Origin of the sequence: Clostridium ljungdahlii (assembly GCF_001636845.1) — a bacterium.
GTDB lineage: Bacteria > Bacillota > Clostridia > Clostridiales > Clostridiaceae > Clostridium_B > Clostridium_B ljungdahlii_A.
Map to the genome: position 1 here is coordinate 1 of NZ_LITT01000035.1, position 20360 is coordinate 20360.

General features: G+C 26.9%; 16 protein-coding genes and 1 pseudogene. 5 read left to right on the forward strand and 12 right to left on the reverse strand.

What is annotated here, in order from left to right:
• Window positions 1-145 precede the first annotated feature (145 nt).
• The 4 genes from WY13_RS12475 to WY13_RS12490 all read right to left on the reverse strand — a co-directional run bounded on the left by WY13_RS12475 (window position 146) and on the right by WY13_RS12490 (window position 3845).
• Complete coding sequence (locus WY13_RS12475) at window positions 146-427, reverse strand: hypothetical protein (RefSeq protein ID WP_063555971.1); 282 nt, start codon at window positions 425-427, stop codon at window positions 146-148.
• A gap of 326 nt (window positions 428-753) precedes the next feature.
• Window positions 754-2154, reverse strand: coding sequence for a methyl-accepting chemotaxis protein (locus tag WY13_RS12480; RefSeq protein WP_063555972.1), 1401 nt, complete (start codon window positions 2152-2154; stop codon window positions 754-756).
• A gap of 577 nt (window positions 2155-2731) precedes the next feature.
• Window positions 2732-3010 carry a hypothetical protein gene (locus WY13_RS12485; RefSeq protein ID WP_063555973.1) on the reverse strand — a complete coding sequence of 93 codons (279 nt, stop codon included), beginning with the start codon at window positions 3008-3010 and terminating at the stop codon, window positions 2732-2734.
• A 508-nt stretch (window positions 3011-3518) separates the two neighbouring features.
• Window positions 3519-3845, reverse strand: a complete 327-nt coding sequence (locus tag WY13_RS12490; protein ID WP_063555974.1) for a hypothetical protein — start codon at window positions 3843-3845, stop codon at window positions 3519-3521.
• A 351-nt stretch (window positions 3846-4196) separates the two neighbouring features.
• On the opposite strand from WY13_RS12490, the gene WY13_RS12495 reads away from it, so the two are divergent.
• Complete coding sequence (locus WY13_RS12495; protein WP_063555975.1) at window positions 4197-4817, forward strand: hypothetical protein; 621 nt, start codon at window positions 4197-4199, stop codon at window positions 4815-4817.
• A gap of 169 nt (window positions 4818-4986) precedes the next feature.
• Complete coding sequence (locus WY13_RS12500) at window positions 4987-6477, forward strand: AAA family ATPase (protein WP_063555976.1); 1491 nt, start codon at window positions 4987-4989, stop codon at window positions 6475-6477.
• 344 nt (window positions 6478-6821) lie between these two features.
• Here WY13_RS12500 and WY13_RS12505 read toward each other — a convergent pair whose 3' ends face one another.
• The 6 genes and pseudogenes from WY13_RS12505 to WY13_RS12530 form a co-directional block, all read right to left on the reverse strand.
• A complete protein-coding gene (locus WY13_RS12505) occupies window positions 6822-7457 on the reverse strand; it encodes a hypothetical protein (RefSeq protein WP_063555977.1) in 636 nt (211 codons plus the stop codon).
• Window positions 7454-7957 (reverse strand): hypothetical protein, encoded by a 504-nt coding sequence (locus tag WY13_RS12510; RefSeq protein WP_082848496.1) that lies wholly within the window; start codon window positions 7955-7957, stop codon window positions 7454-7456. The genes WY13_RS12505 and WY13_RS12510 overlap by 4 nt, the downstream gene beginning before the upstream one ends.
• Window positions 7958-8073: 116 nt before the next feature.
• Window positions 8074-8304, reverse strand: a pseudogene (locus tag WY13_RS20605) (transposase domain-containing protein); the annotation flags it as partial.
• 809 nt (window positions 8305-9113) lie between these two features.
• Window positions 9114-10097 (reverse strand): hypothetical protein, encoded by a 984-nt coding sequence (locus WY13_RS12520; RefSeq protein WP_156499034.1) that lies wholly within the window; start codon window positions 10095-10097, stop codon window positions 9114-9116.
• Window positions 10098-10372: 275 nt separating this feature from the next.
• Complete coding sequence (locus WY13_RS12525) at window positions 10373-11416, reverse strand: potassium channel family protein (protein WP_063555980.1); 1044 nt, start codon at window positions 11414-11416, stop codon at window positions 10373-10375.
• Between the two features lie 178 nt (window positions 11417-11594).
• Window positions 11595-12905 carry an SH3 domain-containing protein gene (locus tag WY13_RS12530; protein WP_063555981.1) on the reverse strand — a complete coding sequence of 437 codons (1311 nt, stop codon included), beginning with the start codon at window positions 12903-12905 and terminating at the stop codon, window positions 11595-11597.
• Between the two features lie 297 nt (window positions 12906-13202).
• Between WY13_RS12530 and WY13_RS12535 the strand changes: the two genes are divergently transcribed.
• Together WY13_RS12535 and WY13_RS12540 are read left to right on the forward strand one after the other, a co-directional pair.
• Entirely contained in the window at window positions 13203-14780 is a 1578-nt protein-coding gene (locus WY13_RS12535; protein WP_063555982.1) for a deoxyguanosinetriphosphate triphosphohydrolase family protein, read from the forward strand.
• A 103-nt stretch (window positions 14781-14883) separates the two neighbouring features.
• Complete coding sequence (locus tag WY13_RS12540; RefSeq protein WP_063555983.1) at window positions 14884-16020, forward strand: HNH endonuclease; 1137 nt, start codon at window positions 14884-14886, stop codon at window positions 16018-16020.
• A 619-nt stretch (window positions 16021-16639) separates the two neighbouring features.
• Here the strand turns inward: WY13_RS12540 and WY13_RS12545 are convergent.
• Window positions 16640-17311, reverse strand: coding sequence for a recombinase family protein (locus WY13_RS12545; protein ID WP_063555984.1), 672 nt, complete (start codon window positions 17309-17311; stop codon window positions 16640-16642).
• A gap of 215 nt (window positions 17312-17526) precedes the next feature.
• Complete coding sequence (locus WY13_RS12550) at window positions 17527-18591, reverse strand: GTP pyrophosphokinase (protein WP_063555985.1); 1065 nt, start codon at window positions 18589-18591, stop codon at window positions 17527-17529.
• A gap of 277 nt (window positions 18592-18868) precedes the next feature.
• Between WY13_RS12550 and WY13_RS12555 the strand changes: the two genes are divergently transcribed.
• Window positions 18869-20098 carry a hypothetical protein gene (locus WY13_RS12555; protein ID WP_063555986.1) on the forward strand — a complete coding sequence of 410 codons (1230 nt, stop codon included), beginning with the start codon at window positions 18869-18871 and terminating at the stop codon, window positions 20096-20098.
• Window positions 20099-20360: the final 262 nt, after the last annotated feature.

Here is a 20360-nt window from a genome sequence, read left to right on the forward strand (position 1 = left end):
ACTAATTTTGCTTTGAATTCAGAACTATAATTTTTTCTCATGTGATTCACCATCCTTAATAAAAATATTATGGAGAACCTAACTAAAAAGCAAGCATTTTTTTGTCTTAATTCTTGGGTCCATTATATTTTGTAATAGAAATAAACTATTTTATCCTAAATCTCCTCTTCAATTCTTCCATTGCATTAATAACTTTAGTAATATCACTTACCCCATTCTTATCAGGTTCTATCATATAATGTGGTGGATTTGTATGTGTTTCTAAGTGACCTTTATACTCCATCAGAACATAAATAACAGGTTTAAAATTTCCATTTTTGCCCCAACTTACATCACCACATCTTACAACATATTTAGTTGTCGGACTATGCATTGATTGAACCTTAATTTCATCATAAACTTCACCATAAACAATACCCTCATTCATTTTAAAACCATCCTCCGATATTTTATATCTACATTATATTACTCAGCTTGCTTTTTATGAAATTTGATATAATCTAGATTTTCCTATAACGTTACATAAGATGTTATATAGTTATCTCCTTCTTACTCTCTACAGTGCAATTTTACAAAAAAGAAAAGCAGGATAATTCCTACTATAATCTTTATAAAACTTAAATTTTATTAACAACACCAAAATCTTATTAAAATTATCTTAATAAAAACTTATACATTTTATTACAAGTCTAAATGTATATCTTTAACCTTAACTGTGATATTGGTTATTTTAATTAAGGTATTAGTATTTATCTACTCGTTATCAATCACATAATCTAGAAGTTTAATAGAACTGCTAGAAAGATTATTAACTGATTCTTTTATCTTTATAGTTGTACTTTGAATCTCCCTTACTGTATCTTTTGATTGTTCTGCAAGGTTTCTCATTTCTTTTGAAATAACATTAAAACCACTTCCTAAATCTCCAATTCTTGCAGCCTCAACTGATGCATTTAATGCTAATAAATTTGTTTTCTTATTTATTATAAACATAGATTCAAATAAAGTATTAATTTCTTCTACAACTTTTGCATTTAGTATAGCTTCTTCTAGTTGTTTTTTAGTACTTATAAATGACTCTTGATTCTTTTTCTTTAAAGTTCTACCTTCATCATTTATTTCATCTAATTTCTCTTGTATTTTCACTCTAACTATTTCAAAATATTTTTCATGTTCTTGTAATGTTGCCACCATCTCTTTCCAAGATAAATTTCCATTCTCCATCAATATGGAAACATCCGTAATTTCAGTAGATATTCTATTAATATCTGTCTCTAGATTATTCAATTTATTAATCGCCAATGATACGTCATTCTTTATATCATCTGTTTCTAATTTAAAATTATATATCATTTCACTAGTAGATTTCTTAATAGTGTTCACAGTTTCATTAATATATTTTGTATTATTATTAATTTCGGCATAATTTCTATTCATCTTATTATCATTTCTATTTTGTATAAAGGCTTGGAATACAGAATCAACAATTATGAATGTTAAAATTGCTTCTTTAATAGGAGGTAAGACATTTAATAATAAGGTTTGGTAATCCGTATAATTCCATTGCTTATTTATGATAGGTAAATAGTAGAACAATTGACTAAACAAACCTCCAGAAAGAATACTTAATGTACTAAATAAATATACAAATATACCTACTATATATATTCTTTTTCTATACTTTAATACAAATAAAAAAATTGAACTAAGGATTGTAAATATTAAGTAAAATAATCCCATTATTATATTGTCATCAATGTCATACATTTTTTTACAGTAATTCAATACATCATCTACCTCTAGGTTATGTTCATCTAAATAGCTTAAATATTCTTTATTCTCATTAATATACTTTTTGCTTATTACACGATTATTTGAAATCACCCCATAGATATCTTGATTTCTTGTTATTTTGGTAACTTTTGCTTTTTCTACAATTTTACTTATTGTTACGTCTAGTATCTTTGTTCTATCATTTATTTCCTTTGTAAAAAACATTTCCTTGTCATATTTGCCGTCTGTTCCATATCTGTAATATATTTTGGGACTAATTTTATTCATCAACGGAAACATCTGGGAATACAACACAAACACCACAACTATAGATGTTAGTGATAATACTATTGCTATAATAGGTCTTTTACATTTGTTCATAAGTTTATACCCCCTTACTTCAATTAGTTTTTTTCATTTGCATCTAATAAAACTGATATTTTATGTTAATCTAAACTTTATTCAATTATCGGTTGCTCATCTACCTCAAATGCATACCACTCTTCAATTTTCTGCTTACTCTTTTCATTTTTATTTCTACCTTATGCAGTTAATTTACTTTTGCTTCCGTTCTGTCTCAGCCTTAGTTCTGCATTTGGATATGTTATCTCCAATAAATGCTACTCCTATAAACTTTGCTGAATCTAAAATATCCTTCTCAATTATTATTCACCTTTCAAAATAAACTCTGTCTTTGATTTACTTATTTAATAAGAACTTTTGTACTATACACCGTAAATCTTTGATATATTCAACCATATCTTTATCTATCCAAAATGCATCAATGTCTGCATATTCATCTAAATACTTAAACCAATCTGCATCTGTATTTCCTTCTAAACATCTGCTTCTGCATATGCTCCTTCTATAGGAAGAACCCCAATAAAGTTTCCTATTGAGTTCTGATAGTCTTCCAATCTTTCATGTTCAGTCACTCTATCTAATTAAAACTTATGTTTTATTTTCTACTATCAAATATTTTATCATTCTTTAACTTAATGACAATGTATCTAAATTTGTTTATGTCATAAACAAACATACTTTTTACCTGTCTTTTTACATCATTGAATATTATATTCACTGAATTTTTATTCTTACTTGCTTCATTATGCATATATATACCACTATAATCAAAATTTTTAGTGTACTCAGTATCAATATCTGTCTCAATATATTCAATCTCAACTCCATAATTTCTATTGCAAAAGCTAACCAACTTATCTAAAATGTTTTTCATAATAAACCAATCCCCTTTATTTTTTGTAAATAAAACTAAACCTTTATTCTCTATAATATATATTATACCGTATATTGGTAGTATTAGAAATTACCAAATGATTAATCTATTATACATAAGCTTCATATAATGCATATAAGCTGTTTATTGCAATGAAAAAGTGTAACATTATACAATTCAATTGATAGGAATTTTAATTTTGCATTTGCAGGTTTAAAAATGCATTATAGCATATTTATTATTATATCAACGGTATAGAAACCTCATCACTCTGTGGATTCGCCATTGACTTAATAATAAATATGCAAAATGGTTGGTAAGAACCTGCAAAAGCACCTCTAACTATTAGAAATAGTTCAAATAAAAAATCATTGGTTCTTGTTACACTTTTATATTACACTAAACATCTTGGCGCAATTCCTTTTCTCCGATGATTTAGATGAACTGCCATACAAGAAAGACGTTTACAATTGTAAGAAAATATCATGACTCCAATCCTACTATTGCTCTAGCTTAAATCCAAGGTATTCCATCCATGTTCGATAATAGCATCTCTTATGTTTTGAAAATCATCTATACTATTAAATTCAATCTTAATCATACTGGGTTTTGTAAAAAACTTGATATAACATGATTTGGTAAAACTATCCCTCTGACCTACATTTCTATCTCTTTTCCTAATTTTTTGGCTCTCTATATCACTTGACCTTTGTTTTATAATCCGATATTCAATCCAGTTATTATTGCATATCTGAAAATCTATAAACTCAATTAATTTTGTTTCCTCATTGAGGTATTCAATTCCCTTGCTTGAAATACTTTGTATTATGTTCATATATCAATCTCTCACTCCTTTTAATCTTAAAATAATTATACATATATTTCCTTTGTATTAGCAACACAATTTAAAAAATCAGAATTTCTCCTGCTTATTTTAACTTATAAAATTTCGATTTTATATAGTTAACGCAAATTCCATTTTAATACAATATTTAACAAAGTATTACTTATAACTTTAAATACTCCCTAGTATATTTCTAGTATTATCCTAAAACCTTATATTTAAATTTTACATTTACTGTATTATAATGTAATTAAGTATATTATTATAACACTTATTATCTACTTTTAGAAATATATATTTTTTGTTTTATATAAATCTACAAATATGAGGAGGATATAAATTATGGATAAGTTAACCGATATTAAAAGCAAAAGATTTAAATTTATGGAAATATTATATGAAGCAACTGATGGCAATCAACATGCATTTGTAAACATGTCGGAGATAGGTAAGGAACTTGGATTTAACCGTAAAGAAACAGATTTAATAACCCAGTATTTAGAAGGTGAGGGATTGATTAAATTTGTTGCCCTCGGAGGTGAAATATCAATAACTCATTATGGGGTAACTCAAGTGGAAGAAGCACTTTCCGAGCCAGATAAACCAACTGAATATTTTCCACCAATAAACATAATAAATGTTCAAAATATGATTGGTTCACAAGTCCAACAAGGAACTACTAATAGTACTCAGAGAGAAACTTTTTCAACATCAGATATAGACAAGCTTACTGATTTTATCCAAGAACTTGATACAAAAGTTTCACAACTTAACCTAAAGCCAGAAGATAAAGATGAGTTAGATGCGGAAATATCAACTATTAAGGTACAATCTTCATCTAGTAGACCAAAACCATTAATTATTAAAGAGAGCTTAAAAACTATAAGAAACTTATTAGAAGGCATGACTGGAAGTATACTTGCAACCGAGTTATTAAATAAGTTATCTAATATTATTTTTTAAGGAACTTATACTTGGATATATACTAATACTTATTACCATACTATTGTCTCAAAATCATTTAACATGCGTTTAGACAAGTTGGTTTAGTAATAAATCTACTGATAAATACCTATGAATTGAAGTATTAACTAATTTAATAATTATAATTCTATACAAAGGAGATAGCAAAATGGAATATTTAAGTGAAATTAGAGATAGCCAAATTAATTTTTTATTAGAAAAAGTAGAACATAGAAATTATGGAAAATACCTGTATGAAGTTAGCCTTACTAATGTAAGAGGGTTTGTAAACGAAGTTCTAAGATTTGACTTCCCAGTTACAGCAATAATTGGCCCTAATGGTGGAGGTAAAACTACTATATTAGGTGCTGCCGGATGTGCTTATAAAGAAACAAAGCCTGGTAGATTCTTCACTAAGAGTGGAGTATATGATAATAGTATGCAACATTGGAAAATAGAATATAAGATAGTTGATAAAGCCATTAATTCAAGAAATTTAGTAAGCAGAACAGCTGCCTTTAATAACTATAAATGGACAAGGGATAACTTACTATCTAGAAAAACCCTCATATTCGGAGTCTCAAGAACCGTTCCAGCTACTGAGAGAAAAGAACTAAAAAAATGTGCTAATACAAGATTTTCTGTCCCAGCAAATCAAGTTTTTTCATTAGATACTCATATCTGTGAATGTGTTGGACGAATATTAGATAAGGATATAAATAATTTTTCTCAAATAAAAGTTGATAACAGAGGAAAAGTAACCCTTTTAACTGGAAGAACAGAACAAGGCTTAACTTATTCAGAATTTCACTTTGGTGCAGGCGAATCTAGTGTTATAAGAATGGTAATAGAAATAGAAGCATGCGATGATAACTCTTTAGTGCTAATTGAAGAAATTGAAAATGGCTTACACCCTCTTGCCACTATTAGATTAGTTGAATACTTAATAAGTGCAGCTGAAAGGAAAAAAATTCAAGTCATTTTTACAACCCACTCAAATGACGCATTAGTACCACTACCTCATAAAGCAATTTGGGTTGCTTTAAATAATAAAATATTTCAAGGAAAATTAGATATTCATTCTTTAAGGGCAATTAATGGACAAATATCATCTCAATTAGTTATCTTTACAGAAGATTTATTTGCAAAAAAGTGGATAGAAGCCATATTAAGTCTTGCTGATGAATTTATTCCAGGGTCAATTGAAGTTCATGCTACTTCTGGAGATGGAACGGCTGTAAATATAAATAAATATCACAATGAAAATCCTTCAATAAGAGTACCTTCTATTTGCTATATCGATGGAGATTCTAATCAAGAAACAAGTGAAACCCAATATGTCTTTAGACTCCCAGGAGAAATGCCGGAATCATACATATTTTTAAAGATACGTGAAAAAATTGATGAAATTATAGGAGAATTAACAGTATCATTACATAAACCTTATGAATCACAAGAAAAAGTTAAACAAGTTATAAACGAAGTTTGGCGAACAAATATCGATAGGCATTTACTATTTTCACAAATTGGTAAAAACTTAGGCTTTATATCTGAGGAAGTAGTAAGAAGTGCTTACCTTAATATCTGGTGCCGTTGCTATCCTAACGAGGTACAACCAATTTTATTGAAAATTAAAGAACATTATTCTGATGTTTGCTGAATAGAAAGCAAAATGTCCAAATCCTTCAGAAAAAGCTTACTTTTAGACAGCCCAAAACCTTAAATTAATATGATAAAAAAGAGTTTCAAAAAGCATCTTAACAACGCCCTTTAACATTTCCTAAAAAACACTAAAGACAAAATAGAAGTTTTATCTGCCAACATATATCAATAAAATCCGCTATACAGTCTGTCAGTTGTTAAAAAATAGTGTTGATAGCGATATAAGGTTACTTTTTTAGAAGCTCCCTTAATTTTCGTATTAAGTAATGTACGACGAGACTAAAACTAAAATTATGTTACATCAGCTTTACAAATTTAAATTTGGCAGAGAGCCTTATGTTATCAAAGGTTATTATAATATTTAACAAGGGCTTTTTCCATGTGTTCTAATGCGTACTTGTCAGCATCTTTTTCTTTTGGGATTTCTCTGTATTCAAGAGATAATTGCTTAAACAATGCTTTTTCCTTGGCAGTCAAGGGACAACTATTTCCACGTCTTATTCTTTCATCCCGCTGAATAAATGCCTGCTGCATTTTATCAAAATTTGCTTTGCTTAGTTCAATATCTTCACTTAAAAAGGCTTTAATTTTATTTGACATATTGGCAAACTGAATCCAATGTCCAACCTCGTGTAAAAAGATATAGATAACAAACACAATATCTTCGGACATATCATCTGAAAAAAAGGAACTTAATATATCCTTTGTTATTTCAAGTGACCCTGTTCCATCACACTCATAAATGTTTACCAATTCACGTACCGACAGGTCTGGCAAATGTATTGATGGTGTATTACTAACAAAGTTTGACTTATCTTTGCATCTTTCATAAAGCAATTTCTCTTTTTCATCCACACAAGTAAAATATATTGGATTCGTGACACCTGCACCTAACCTTCTAGCAACAATTTCAGGGCTATCAAAAACAACGGTAGCATTAGATGTATTTATTGTTTCAATCAGATATTTGACTCTCATTTGTTTGCTCCTCTACTTTCACACTTCAACAGTAAATTCAACTCTGTCCTTTCTTTTTTCCAAACGTCTTCATACATATTTCTTCCATCAGGACGTTGCTCTAAACATTGATTAAGTTTTTGATACTTATCAATATAATAACATTCTCTTGATGCCAAGTATTGCATATCTTTATTGTAGTTTTCATATTGAAAAGTAACTTCTTCAAGAACTCTAATGTCAATCCTCTTGTCCTCATTTTGCATGGCCTCACTTATAACTGAATTATATAATTTAGTTTCTTTAAGCTTTACTAAATGTGCTTTTTTTCCACAAAACATTCTTTTATAAATATTTGTTGCTTTGCCAATATAAGCACAGAATTCCTCTGAGTGAGATTTATCTACAACAAAAATACCATATATTCCTCTGTTCTTCTTGCCATCTAAAATCTCTAGAGGAACTGATATCTTATTTTTCATTACCCCGTTTATCCACTTTACTGTTTCATTCTTATTCAACTTTTGTAACCTCCCTACAAATTACTATTTATTGAGTTGTTTACATCGTAAGCGATAAACTACCCGGTGTATAAGCATAAAAATAAACGACCATTCATTAAAATGGTCGTAATTTATTATGCTTTCTTTTTGCAGGAAGATTGAACCCATGGGTCCCAGGGCAAGTATTCTTCTAAGAATTCAGGATGTGCTCCAAATTGAACGCCTGGTAAATTTTTAAACAAAAACTTGAGATAACTATAGGGTTCAAGTCCGTTAGCTTTAGCCGTTTCAATTATACTGTAAACTGCTGCACTGGCTTCAGCTCCCCTTGGACTTCCACTGAAAAGCCAGTTTTTTCTTCCTATTGCTCATTCCCTCAATGTGTTTTAAAATAATTTTCTGTTTCTATAACAATTCAATCACCTCCTACTATCCTCCTATTAGCATATTGCTAATAGGATATCATAATTTCTTTGTGAAGTGACCTAGTTTTCAATGAGCACTTGGCCTAATATTAGATTAGCATAAACAGCATTCACATATAGCTTTAATCCACTTATTCATTCTATAATCCTGTGTTGTTTTTTGTACATCCATTTAAAATCTCCTAATTAAAGTTTTTCAAGTTAACTTTAAAAACTTTAAAAACTTTAAAACTTATTTTAGAAGATTATCTCACATTTTTTAAACACTTTCTATCCAATTTCTTATTTGACGCTTACTACCAATTACTTTTAAAGCTTCCTGTTTGTCCATTATTATTTTATCCCCTTGTATTCTAATAAAAAAGGGGGATATCCACCGCAGTGAATCATACCCTTTTTTAACGACTGATTTTTTTGTTGTCCGCCAACTACATACCCATTCGTGGTGCATTCATTTCGGATTATTAAGGTGTTAGTCCACCAAAATTATACCTATAATCAACTATTTTTATGTAAACCTGAATAAATACTACTTTCAACTTTATTTTATTATTGCCCTAAAAAGGTCAAGTACGTTGCTATAAACTCTTCATACTTAATAACATTATTATATAAAACCTCAATGGCATTATTAAAAATTTCCCTTGAGAGTGAATTTCCAATAACATACATAACTAGACTTATTTCGTTCTTTTTACTTCAATTTTTAGATACATCTATCGCATAACTTCCTTAAATATTATAACTAATTAGCATTTATCTTTTATTATTCCAGCACGCTTCATTAAATTATTTCCCTCATAAAAGTACAATACTGCATAACCAGTATTACTTTCTTTGACTACATATCCTCTTTCCTCTAAAACAAATTTAAATTCTAAACTTTTACTAAAACATTTTGCTCCTGTTATATTTTCAACATCTTTTTTTATACTTCCATAACTATTTCTAAAATATTTCTCAATGTCTATCATATCTTCTAAAATATTATCAGCTTTCATTGTGTGTACTATATTTGTTCCAGCACTTGTTAACCCTCCACCTATAGGAATATATGTTTTTCCATTAATGTTATATAGTAAATAATCACCTTTTTTTCTTTTATCATTGATTTCTTTATCATTTAATTTAGGAACAAAGGTTTTAGGTTGAAGATTATTTTCTAAAAGAAAGTGCCAGTTTCTATCCAAAGTTTCTACTAGCTCCATTCTTGAAAATACATTTTTCTCATTATGATATAATATGTCTATAAAATATACTTCATTATTAGTTACTTTTACAAATAATAAATATTTTGACCTATTTCCATTTGTTTTACCATGCATTTGTTTTTCATTTCCTGCATCTTTTTCATTTAAATGAATATGATAAATACCCCAGTCATCTAATAAATAATCTCTCGATTTATTGTATATTTTGTTATCTTTATTTGAAAATAAATCAGCATAGTATATATTCGCACTTAAATGTCCATTCATATCTATTCCATTTTCAAAATTATTTTTAAATTTTAATAAAGCATTTATATATTTTTTATCTAATTTATTATAATAAATTATTTTTTTAATATTATCAGAAATAAACACGTTTCTTTTTTTTATCGTTATTGTTCTATTTAACGCATTTAAATAATTTATTAACAATTTATCCGTTGAATCTTGTTCATGAAATCTAATTTTTCCTTTTTTAAATGATTCAATTATTTGTTCTCTTAAATCTTTTTCAAAATTCATATTTAAATTTTTAATGAGAAAATATATGACAAATACCAAATTCTCATTAAAGTTCGCCTTCTTTTTAAACTATTTTATATACTTATAAAACCTGAACTTACTTGCTTGTCCTAAAATTTAATATAAAATACCTTTTATATTAAGTATCCCTTTTAACGCAATATATATTTAGATTATTCTAACATTTATTACTTCTTTTTATAACAATAGTAGTTTTTATATTATCATTTATATTTAGAAGATAATATAAAGATTTATACCTTTGAATTAAGTATTTATTTCTCTTCACTAATTTCATCTATACCATAAATACACTTAGTAGTTAACTCAACTATTTCATTATTAAGGCCTATATCTATATCCTTCATCCTGTCATTAATAAGATATTCTCTTAACTTTATTAAAAACTGCTTAAATTGCAATAAATTAATCTCCTTACGAGTGCCTACAAATTTATGAAATTCAACTTCTAATTCTAAGTCAAGTTTGTTCATTAATACATATCTCAAATATTGAACGAACTTATAATAATATTCTACATTCTTGTTTCTATAATCAACAAAGTCCCACTCTAATCTAAATTTTTCATACATTTCCTTTAATTCATAATTCAACCTAACACCAAATATTGTAGTTATCTTACCATTTGAATTCATTAAATGTATATTATACATATCCTTGTTATCTCTCTTAGATTTTATTTTTGCTAAATATTTAGAAAATATTTCTAGAAAGTGAAACCCCTCAATTGAAATTTTTTCGAAAAAAAGTATATCATATCCTTTGAATATAAACATTCTCAACATATCTTCTTTTTTACTCATTTCACTTAAATTTGACAAAATCATTGATATAATTATTCCTGTCAAAGCTACACCTAAAAAGCCCTCTATAATTGGAAATATCCTCACAATTCCGCTAACTGTTACATCACCATATCCAATAGTAAAAAAAGTCATACTACTAAAGTACAATAAATCTAGAAAGAATAGAGCAAAATTTCCATTATAGTCTGAAATATTAATACCTTTGATATGAAGAAAACTATTTACTATTTCTTTCTTTTCACAACTCGAAATATTCATACCATTAAACCCATTAGGATATTTTTGTTTGAAATTTTGTAAGTCTATAACAAATACTAATATATAAATAATCGCAAAAACAGCTATTAATAAAATAGCTGTAATAAAATAGCTAAACAAAGCCTTTCTGAAAATTTTAACTTTCTTAATAAAAACATACATTACTATTGGCATTATAGCAATTAACAAAATAATCAATATAGGAATTAGACTTAGATAAGATGATTCATTCATAGTATTACCCCCTAAAATCTAATAATATGTCTATATCAGCTTTAAGTACAAAAACCATTTCTTGTCACCTCCAAACTTTTCAACTTTACTTTTTTTATTTCTCTTATCTGTTAAAAACTTTCCTTTCAAATAAAATGGCATCATTAAGGAAATAACTTATAAAAATTTTAGCTCATATTTAATCAAATCTACTAATATAACGTGTATTTACCCAACCTTTTATATTTATTGTATTTTCATCATTAGTGTACTCAATTAAAGTCCAATTTTTATTCTTATTTATTACGTTAACTACTTGTCCTATATGTAATTGATAAATAACTGGAGATTTTTCTGTATTATTTCTTCTAACATTTATCACATTAACAGAAACAAATCTATAATCATTTAAAATTGCTTTCTTTATACTTTTGTCATTTAACTTTTTTTCTAATTCTTTCGTTACTTCTACTTTAATTTCTTTTTTATTAACATTTATATTTTTTAAGCTTGAACTATCAGTAAATTTTAGTGATATACTTTTTGCCTTTTCTTTTACTATATCACTACCATACGAGTATAGTGGTTGTATAATAAAAAAATTAAACATAAGGCAAAAAATTAAATATACAACAAAATGTTTCTTTTTAAATTTTTCAAATTTATCATACAAAGGAATATCTTCACTTGCTATTTCATCTATCTCATTACTAGTTTGCCCTATATCAATAGCTTCATCTAAATAGTTTACAGTTCCATCATTATTTATTTTGATAGAATCAAAATCTATTGACATTAATCCTTTTCGTAATTCTTTCGATGGAATACTTATCTTTGCTAACATATCACCTAACCCTTTTGTATTATTGAAAACATTACTTACTCCTACTGAAGAAATGCTAAAATTCATCGACTTTCTCATAGCTTCACTCATTTGTCTTAGTGTTGAACTTATCCCTAGTGCACTATCCATTCCTACTCCCACGGCTCCACTTAACCCTGCTATGTTCTTTAACGCATTATTTATATCTATTGAAGTATTCAACTCCATCGACTTTCTCATTGAATCACTTATTTGCCCTAGAGTTGGTGCTAATCCTCCCATATTGAATGACATACTCACTGCTGGAGAAATGCTTAACTCCATTGCCTTTCTCATTACATTACCCATTTGACCCAGGGGCGAGCTTATTCCTCCTATATTACTTAATGCATTACTCATTCCTGCATAATCACTTAATCCTGCTATATTATTTAATGCCCTATTTACTACTGAAGTGTTTAACTCCATCGCTTTTTTTACCGCATCACTCATTTGCATCACTGTTGAAGTTGCACTTGCTATATTATTTAATGTATTATTCATTTGCATAGATTCACCTAATCCTATGGTATTCTTTAATATATTTATTGCATCTGTTTTCTTTCCCGCTATATTACTTTGTTTAATACACTTTTCTGAATCATCTATTTCATTTAAACTTATTCTATTTTCTCTTTTTTCCTCCATATGTTTTCCACTCCTACATATATCTTTTTCTCAGTTGAGCATAGTCATATTTTTCATAGTCAAACATTTAAAGTATTATATTCCTATATTATCATAAAACTATTTCTTATTCATCAATACTTAAAACTATATTCAGATAAAACTTCGATTTTATTATAGAATACATATCCAAATATTTTACTACAACAACAATCAACGTTTGTCACTATACCTCAACATATTGATTATATTATTGATTTATATAACAATTATGTAATAAAATAGTGTTAGAGTTTTATTTACGGGGGGGGAATAAAAATGGATAATGATTTTAGTTGCTTAGCTATAAATGATGAATATGCTACAAGAATAAAACATGAAGATAAGCATCCTATAAGAAATCAATTCGAAAGAGATAGAGATAGAATACTGTATTCAAGAGCATTTAGAAGGCTTAGTGGAAAAACTCAAGTATTTTTAGCTTGGAAAGATGACCATGTAAGAACAAGATTAACACATACACTAGAAGTTTCTCAAATATCAAGAACTATATCAAAAGCCCTTGGATTAAATGAGTACTTAACAGAAGCAATTGCTTTAGGTCATGATATAGGTCACACACCATTTGGACACGTTGGTGAAAGAATGCTTAATAGAATAATGAATGGATGTTATGAAATAAGAGATTTTAATACTAATAATAAATTTTTAGATAATTCCAGAGGCTTTAAGCATAACTGGCAGTCTGTTAGAGTAGCTACTGAATTAGAAAGTAACATTAACTTAACTGACTATACATTATGGGGAATGTTACATCATAGCAACTTAAAAAACAAAAGTTGTGAAACATTATCTAAAAAGAATGAATGTCTTTTTAGGCATGAAATAAGCAAATTATGCAAAGTAAATTTAGCCGATAAAGAATCCTTAAACTTTTATAAGAACATGAAAATGTCTTATATTAATGTATATGATTTTATAAAAGAAAAATGGAGCTTTGAAGGTGTTATTGTCAGCCTCTCAGATGAGATAGCTCAAAGACATCATGATATAGAAGATGCATTAGAATATGAAATAATAGATAAACATGAACTTTATAATAAATTAAATCAAATACTTAATTTGAAAGAATATGAAGCAAAAATCAAAGAGGAATACTGCAATAATCCAGACCATGCCAATGAATTGTTAAATTCCATAGCTGAACATACTAAAAATTTTGAAGATGTAAAAAATTATATAAATACAGATTCCGTAGACTTATGCAAATCAGCATTATCAAAATTTATAGTAAATTTATTAACTACTGATGTTATATATAGTACTGCAAACAGATTTTATGATTTAACTAAAAATTTTAATATTAAAAATCAAAAAGACTTTTTTGAGAATAGAGAAAAAATTAATACTTCTAAAGACATAGAGGAAGATTTTGTTAGCTATAGTGTTTTTTTAAAAGAAAAAGATAATGAATTACAAGATTTTTTACGAAATAGAATTTTAAATTCTTACAAAGCACAAACGATGGATGGTGTTGGTCAACATGTAATTAAGGAACTCTTTAAGGCATATATTTTAAATCCACAACAACTACCAGATAAGACCATAGTTAAATTATTTAAAAATTTGTACAAAGAAGATGAACAAGAACTAAAAAAATATAAAGATGGAAGAACTAAAAATTATAATGTTGGAATTCTAAGAAACATTTTATCAAAATATCACTATAATGTTAAAAAGGATATCAATGATAGAATATATTATAAGAATATTGATTATGAATATTACAAAACTCAATTATTAAGAACAGTATGTGACTATATAGCAGGCATGACAGATAAGTATACCATAGACCAACATAGAAAATTATATAATATTGAAACATCCTCAAATTGATGACCATATATAATATATCATATGTTGTAGATAAAGGATGTCAAGTAATAACTTATTTTTAATAATACAAAAAACTAAATTTATTAAAGTAAGGAGAATGAATATGAAAAATTGTTATGTTTGTGGATGTGAATTAACAAAAGCAAATCAATCATTAGAACACATAATATTAAATTCTATTGGTGGAAAACTAAAATCTAAAAAACTATTATGTAAAACCTGTAACTCAAAATTTGGCGGTAATATTGACGATAAATTAGCAAAACAATTAAATGTATTTGCTAATTTACTTAATATAAAGCGAGAAAATGGTAACCCACAATCTATAAAAGTACTAGATGAAGAAACAAATGAAGAATATATTATTGAGCCAGGAGGCAAACCTGCGAGGTCAAAGCCCCTTGTTAAGATTACTAATGACGGGAATGAAGTTAAAATTAATGTCACTGCACGTAATATTATTGAATCAAAAAGAATTCTTAAACAACTAAATAAGAAATATAATCAAATTAATGTAGATGATTGGCTAAAAAACGCGGAAGTTAAATCTAATCCTATTAGTAATATAACATTACATGCATGTTTTGGAGGAAAAGAAAGCTTTAGGTCTATTTGTAAAACCGCTGTAGATTATTATTTGTGCACTGGAGGTATACAAAAATTTATAAACCATTTAATACCTTATATAGATGGGGAAATTGATTTAAATGTAGTTAATTTTTATTATTCTAAAAACAATACCCCAAAATTTAAAAAGATAACACATTCTATAATCGTTAAAGGCGATAAAAAAAATAAAATACTTTATTCTTACATAGAATTTTTTAATGTATGTAAATTTATAGTTTTATTAAATGGGAACTACACTGGTAAGTCATTTATCCAAAAATATTGCTATGATGTTATAAAAACAAAAGAAATAAAAGATAATAAAGAACTCGATTTAGGATTAGATGAAATTACCAGTTCCCTAAATAATAACGATTTACCTTATCATCGAATAGAAGAAGAGTTTGGGAAATTTCTTGAGTTTTGGACAGAAAAAACTACTAAGGAAAAAACAGATGAGATAGTTATCAATGCGGTTGAAGAAATGCAAACCAAATTTGCTAATGAAAAATTTATAACAGAAGAAATGATATCTTTCTTGTCAGATAAAGTAGCCCGTGAATTTGTGAAATTAGTGTGTAAAAGAAATGAACATCAAAGTAGCTTCACAGATAAAAAACCCTCTCCATAAAGTTCATATTTATCTTTATTCTCATGCGTCATTTGTAAAAAGGCTGAAAAACTTCTTAATTTATTTACAGTTTTGCTAAAATTGAAAAACTTCCTCATATTAATATTACCTTTATAAAATACCTTATCCACATTCTATATTTCTTATAACTTTTACACCATCAATTTATTATATAATTTCTATACTTTTACAAAGGTTACAATTACCTCTACATCATGATAAAATGTCTACTCTAAAAACAAATAAGTCAGGTAGCAACTGACTTATCTGTTCTCATGAAACACTTAAAATTTTTATTTTTCTATGTATTCTAATATTATTTACCTTATAAGAAATTTTATACATTAGTTGCCATTAAAACTTATATATTATAAAATCTATACATTTTCAAAATAATGGCATCCATTTGGACAATTATAAATCCATATTAACTGTTCTAACTCCTATTCACCCAATCCCCTATCATTTATTAGTTTCTTATTTTCAATCTCAATATTTTTCTATATGCTAAGAAATTAAGTGGGTGTAGTTCAAACAGTGTGATATCATTTTGGAGAATAGCCTTATTATAAAATGGAAAATACCCCCTGTTCTCATACTTTACACAAATAAAAAAATCTTATTCATTATTTCCTACTTCAATTACCTTAATATATTTTTTTAATGTGTTTCTACTAATGTTATGCTTATTCATTAAATCAATTTGCTTTATACTTCTATTGCTTAAGAACTCTTTTATATCTGCTTTTAGTTCCTCTGTCATTTTATCTAGTGTATTAAATTTTCTACCACTTTTTTTATTACTAGCTTCAATACCTTGCTTGATTCTTTTAACTATTATTTCTCTTTCCTTTTGTACTCTATCAAGTTCTACAATTAGTAGCAGCTTTATAGTGCTTTCTAACGCAGTTTTAGCAACCAAGTCCTGTTCCGTTGCTACTTTGCATAAATTTTTTATATAATCTGTACTTACTGTTGGATTATCTATAAATACTAAATTAATACCCTCATTCATCAATTCCATATACTTCTCATAACCTTCATTCGCCTGTCTCGTGAAACGTGATATTTCCTTGAATACTATCGTATCACCTTTTTGTAACAATCTTTCTAATTTTTGCCATTGTGGTCTTTTAAATGTACTTCCAGTTATATCATCCTTGAATTGTAGTAAATATTCTATATTGTTACTATCTGCATATACTTTTAAACTCTTCTCTTGTCTATTAAAGCTCTGTTTATCTGTACTCTCTTTCGTGCTTATTCTTAGATAACTATATACATTACTCATAACATCTTACCTCTTAAATATCAATTAATCTATACTTTAATTGATACTTGTATTATATAATCATTTAATGTATTCGTCAATATATTTTGACACTTTTATTGCAAACATTTTAGTGTATAGTTTATATGACATTTTCTGTATTAATAAAAGTATACTCTAAGTAATCACTAGTAAGTGGCAATATTAAAAAGAGCATCTCAGCTCTTTTCTTAACCTCAATTTTCGGATTCTAATATTTTTTTTGTTTCATTCAATACTGATTTAAAATCTTTTCCTAATCTAAACTTCTTTATAAAACAATCTAAAAGTTCCTCATCATTTTTTGATAGTACAATAATATATACAAGATAAAATAGTGATACTGTATTATACTGTCTTCCTGTTTGAGGATATACCTTTGAAAATTCTTTTATGTATTTTACAATTATTTCTTTATATTTCTCTAGATATTCATTTATTTCTTCAATTGTTTTTAATCCTAAGAATATAAATCGCTTCGTTATCATATTAATTCCAATATCACCTTTATAACTATCTTCTATCAATTCTCCAAACTCTTTAACAATTTTTAAATTAATCTCCTTAATAGTATCATTTTCAATGCAAAATTTATATAAACTTTCATCAGAAATCTCTATATTATATTCTTTGTTCCCAATCTTATCGTCTATTTTCTTACTTTCTTTTTCTTTTTCTAGACTTAACATTTGAAATTCATCATCTGCAATTTCTAATAGCGCTGATAAGCGATATATTCGTCGTTGTATATCTTCTGAAACTTTTTCATATCCTTTATATCCAATATCATGTTCATAATCAGGCCAAGCATGTTGCAAAATTGTTCTAACTTGTATTTCAAATTTTAAGTTTTTCAATAACTCATATTCAGGTAAGTTTTCTCGTTGCTTATCTAATTGACATATAATATGTAAAGACTTGTATCTAAATTCCTCAATATTTTTTTTCCTTTTATCTATGGTGTTTTTTTCATCAATTTTAAACTCTTTCTTAATAATTTCTGCAATTTTATCAACATAAGAATTTATAGGAACAATTATTCTCATACCAATAATATCTGTAATATCAAAAATACTTTCGTACTTACTTTTGTCAGCTATCTTTTTCAATAAAGATTTTTTAGTTTTTACTCTTGCTTCAATTTTAAAATATGTCTTTCTATCCAATATATTTAATAATAAAGATTGAATAATATTTTTTCCATGCTCTAATTTGTCTGAATTTTTATCATACCACTTTCCAGCATCTACTTCGCCTAACATATTTTTTCCCCCTAATGCAATATATATTACAATAATTATATCCTAGCCTTTCTATTGTATTCCATAATCATTCATAATTTAAATAATTTTGTAACATTTAAGTGAACGTATGTAAATTAAAAAGAGCATTTCTGTTCTTTTCTTCACCTCAATTTTCGAATGTAAGTTTTGGCACCGACCTACATATTGGCACTATGCTGTTACTTGTAATTTAAATTGCAATGCTGTAAAATTTTTATAAACAAACTTATTATGTTAAGTTTCTGGAGGTATTGAATTGAATATTATCGATGATATAGTGAATCAATTAAAAGAGCATTTTCTAGATACAAATATAGTTATACATAGTTATGATGAAGAAACAATTGTTTTTCGTGATACATATTGTAATGTATCTGTTGAGTTAACTTGGGAGGATTTTCTTTATGACCAAATAGACTTTGATAAACTAAAGGAAATTTTTAGTGACAATTTTAATATTCTTATCACTTTTCACTCCATTTCAGATAGCAATAGTTACATTCATTCTAATGATTCACTTAAAATATTTGGTAAAAAGATAAATTCTTTTAAAGACAGATGGATACAGGGTTTTTTCAAAGATAGATACGCTGAATTTTTAATTGAAGAAAATGTAAGATATTTAATCAATACTGAATATGATAAAGATACTATTTTGTACAATTTTTCCATAGGGGAAGTAGATGTGTCTATAAACTCTCCAAGTGACATTTTCAAACTCATTTTCTCTAGCAATAATACCTTTATTGCACTTTCTGGTTGGGAATACTATATTTCACTTTCACTAAAAAACGTGCCAGATGATGAATTAGAAAGTTATCTTCAGCAATCAATATTTATCCTCAATACTTATAATCCAAATGTATTTATATTTGGCAGTAGTGAAGTACGTCAAAATTTTCCTAACTATGGTGATATAAATACACTAAATTATAAAAATTTTAATGAAGCAAAACACATAGAGGCGTTGTGCTATTTTAATGAAGCAAAAAATTCAAATGACACAAGCAGTTTTTTATATTTTTATAATGTCTTAGAATACTTTTATACTGTGAATAAAAAGTCTTTATTGTTATATAAAATAAATGAATTTACTAATAATACAGCAAATTATACTAACCAAGATTTATTTAATAAGGTAAATGGTATTTTTACTAATAACGAAGAAAAAATGTTGAAAAATTTATTAATGAACCCTAACATAATTGAAAAAGTGACTCGTATTATAAATAATAATCATTTATTTCCAAGTCGTAGTGAAATTTCTATTAACAAGTTTGCAGAAAAATTATATAAATATAGAAACAGTATTGTTCACAGCAAAGAAGAGAAAAAAAATATAGCACGAATACCATATTTATTAACCGATTATAATGATATTCCTAAGGTAAGTGATTATGTAGTTAAAACTTGGAATGAGATATGTAAAAGTTTAGCACTTATATGCATACACTACTTTTGTTACAATAATAAAATAGAATTCTAACAAACACCATATAATTAAATTAAATCTTTATCATCAAGACTGATACTACAACCCTCAGTGGAATTGTATAGTAATAACGCTCTTTCATCTCCCATTACACCAACAGATTTCGATAGATTTTTAACACTACATTAGAAGCCACTTTGTAAATCCTTTAGATATAATAAAATACATTCTCAATATTTCCCAATTTTACTATATTAATGATACCATTATATTCTCTGTAAAATCAAGTATAACTTTGAAGTATTCTCTCAATATT

Bases quoted from the DNA above. Each gene is read 5' to 3' on its own strand.
- WY13_RS12500 (WP_063555976.1), top strand. From the start codon at position 4,987: ATGGAATATTTAAGTGAAATTAGAGATAGCCAAATTAATTTTTTATTA.
- WY13_RS12490 (WP_063555974.1), bottom strand. From the start codon at position 3,845: ATGAACATAATACAAAGTATTTCAAGCAAGGGAATTGAATACCTCAAT.
- WY13_RS12530 (WP_063555981.1), bottom strand. From the start codon at position 12,905: ATGGAGGAAAAAAGAGAAAATAGAATAAGTTTAAATGAAATAGATGAT.
- WY13_RS12525 (WP_063555980.1), bottom strand. From the start codon at position 11,416: ATGAATGAATCATCTTATCTAAGTCTAATTCCTATATTGATTATTTTG.
- WY13_RS12535 (WP_063555982.1), top strand. From the start codon at position 13,203: ATGGATAATGATTTTAGTTGCTTAGCTATAAATGATGAATATGCTACA.
- WY13_RS12540 (WP_063555983.1), top strand. From the start codon at position 14,884: ATGAAAAATTGTTATGTTTGTGGATGTGAATTAACAAAAGCAAATCAA.
- WY13_RS12495 (WP_063555975.1), top strand. From the start codon at position 4,197: ATGGATAAGTTAACCGATATTAAAAGCAAAAGATTTAAATTTATGGAA.
- WY13_RS12550 (WP_063555985.1), bottom strand. From the start codon at position 18,591: ATGTTAGGCGAAGTAGATGCTGGAAAGTGGTATGATAAAAATTCAGAC.
- WY13_RS12475 (WP_063555971.1), bottom strand. From the start codon at position 427: ATGAATGAGGGTATTGTTTATGGTGAAGTTTATGATGAAATTAAGGTT.
- WY13_RS12480 (WP_063555972.1), bottom strand. From the start codon at position 2,154: ATGAACAAATGTAAAAGACCTATTATAGCAATAGTATTATCACTAACA.
- WY13_RS12520 (WP_156499034.1), bottom strand. From the start codon at position 10,097: ATGAATTTTGAAAAAGATTTAAGAGAACAAATAATTGAATCATTTAAA.
- WY13_RS12545 (WP_063555984.1), bottom strand. From the start codon at position 17,311: ATGAGTAATGTATATAGTTATCTAAGAATAAGCACGAAAGAGAGTACA.
- WY13_RS12505 (WP_063555977.1), bottom strand. From the start codon at position 7,457: ATGAGAGTCAAATATCTGATTGAAACAATAAATACATCTAATGCTACC.
- WY13_RS12485 (WP_063555973.1), bottom strand. From the start codon at position 3,010: ATGAAAAACATTTTAGATAAGTTGGTTAGCTTTTGCAATAGAAATTAT.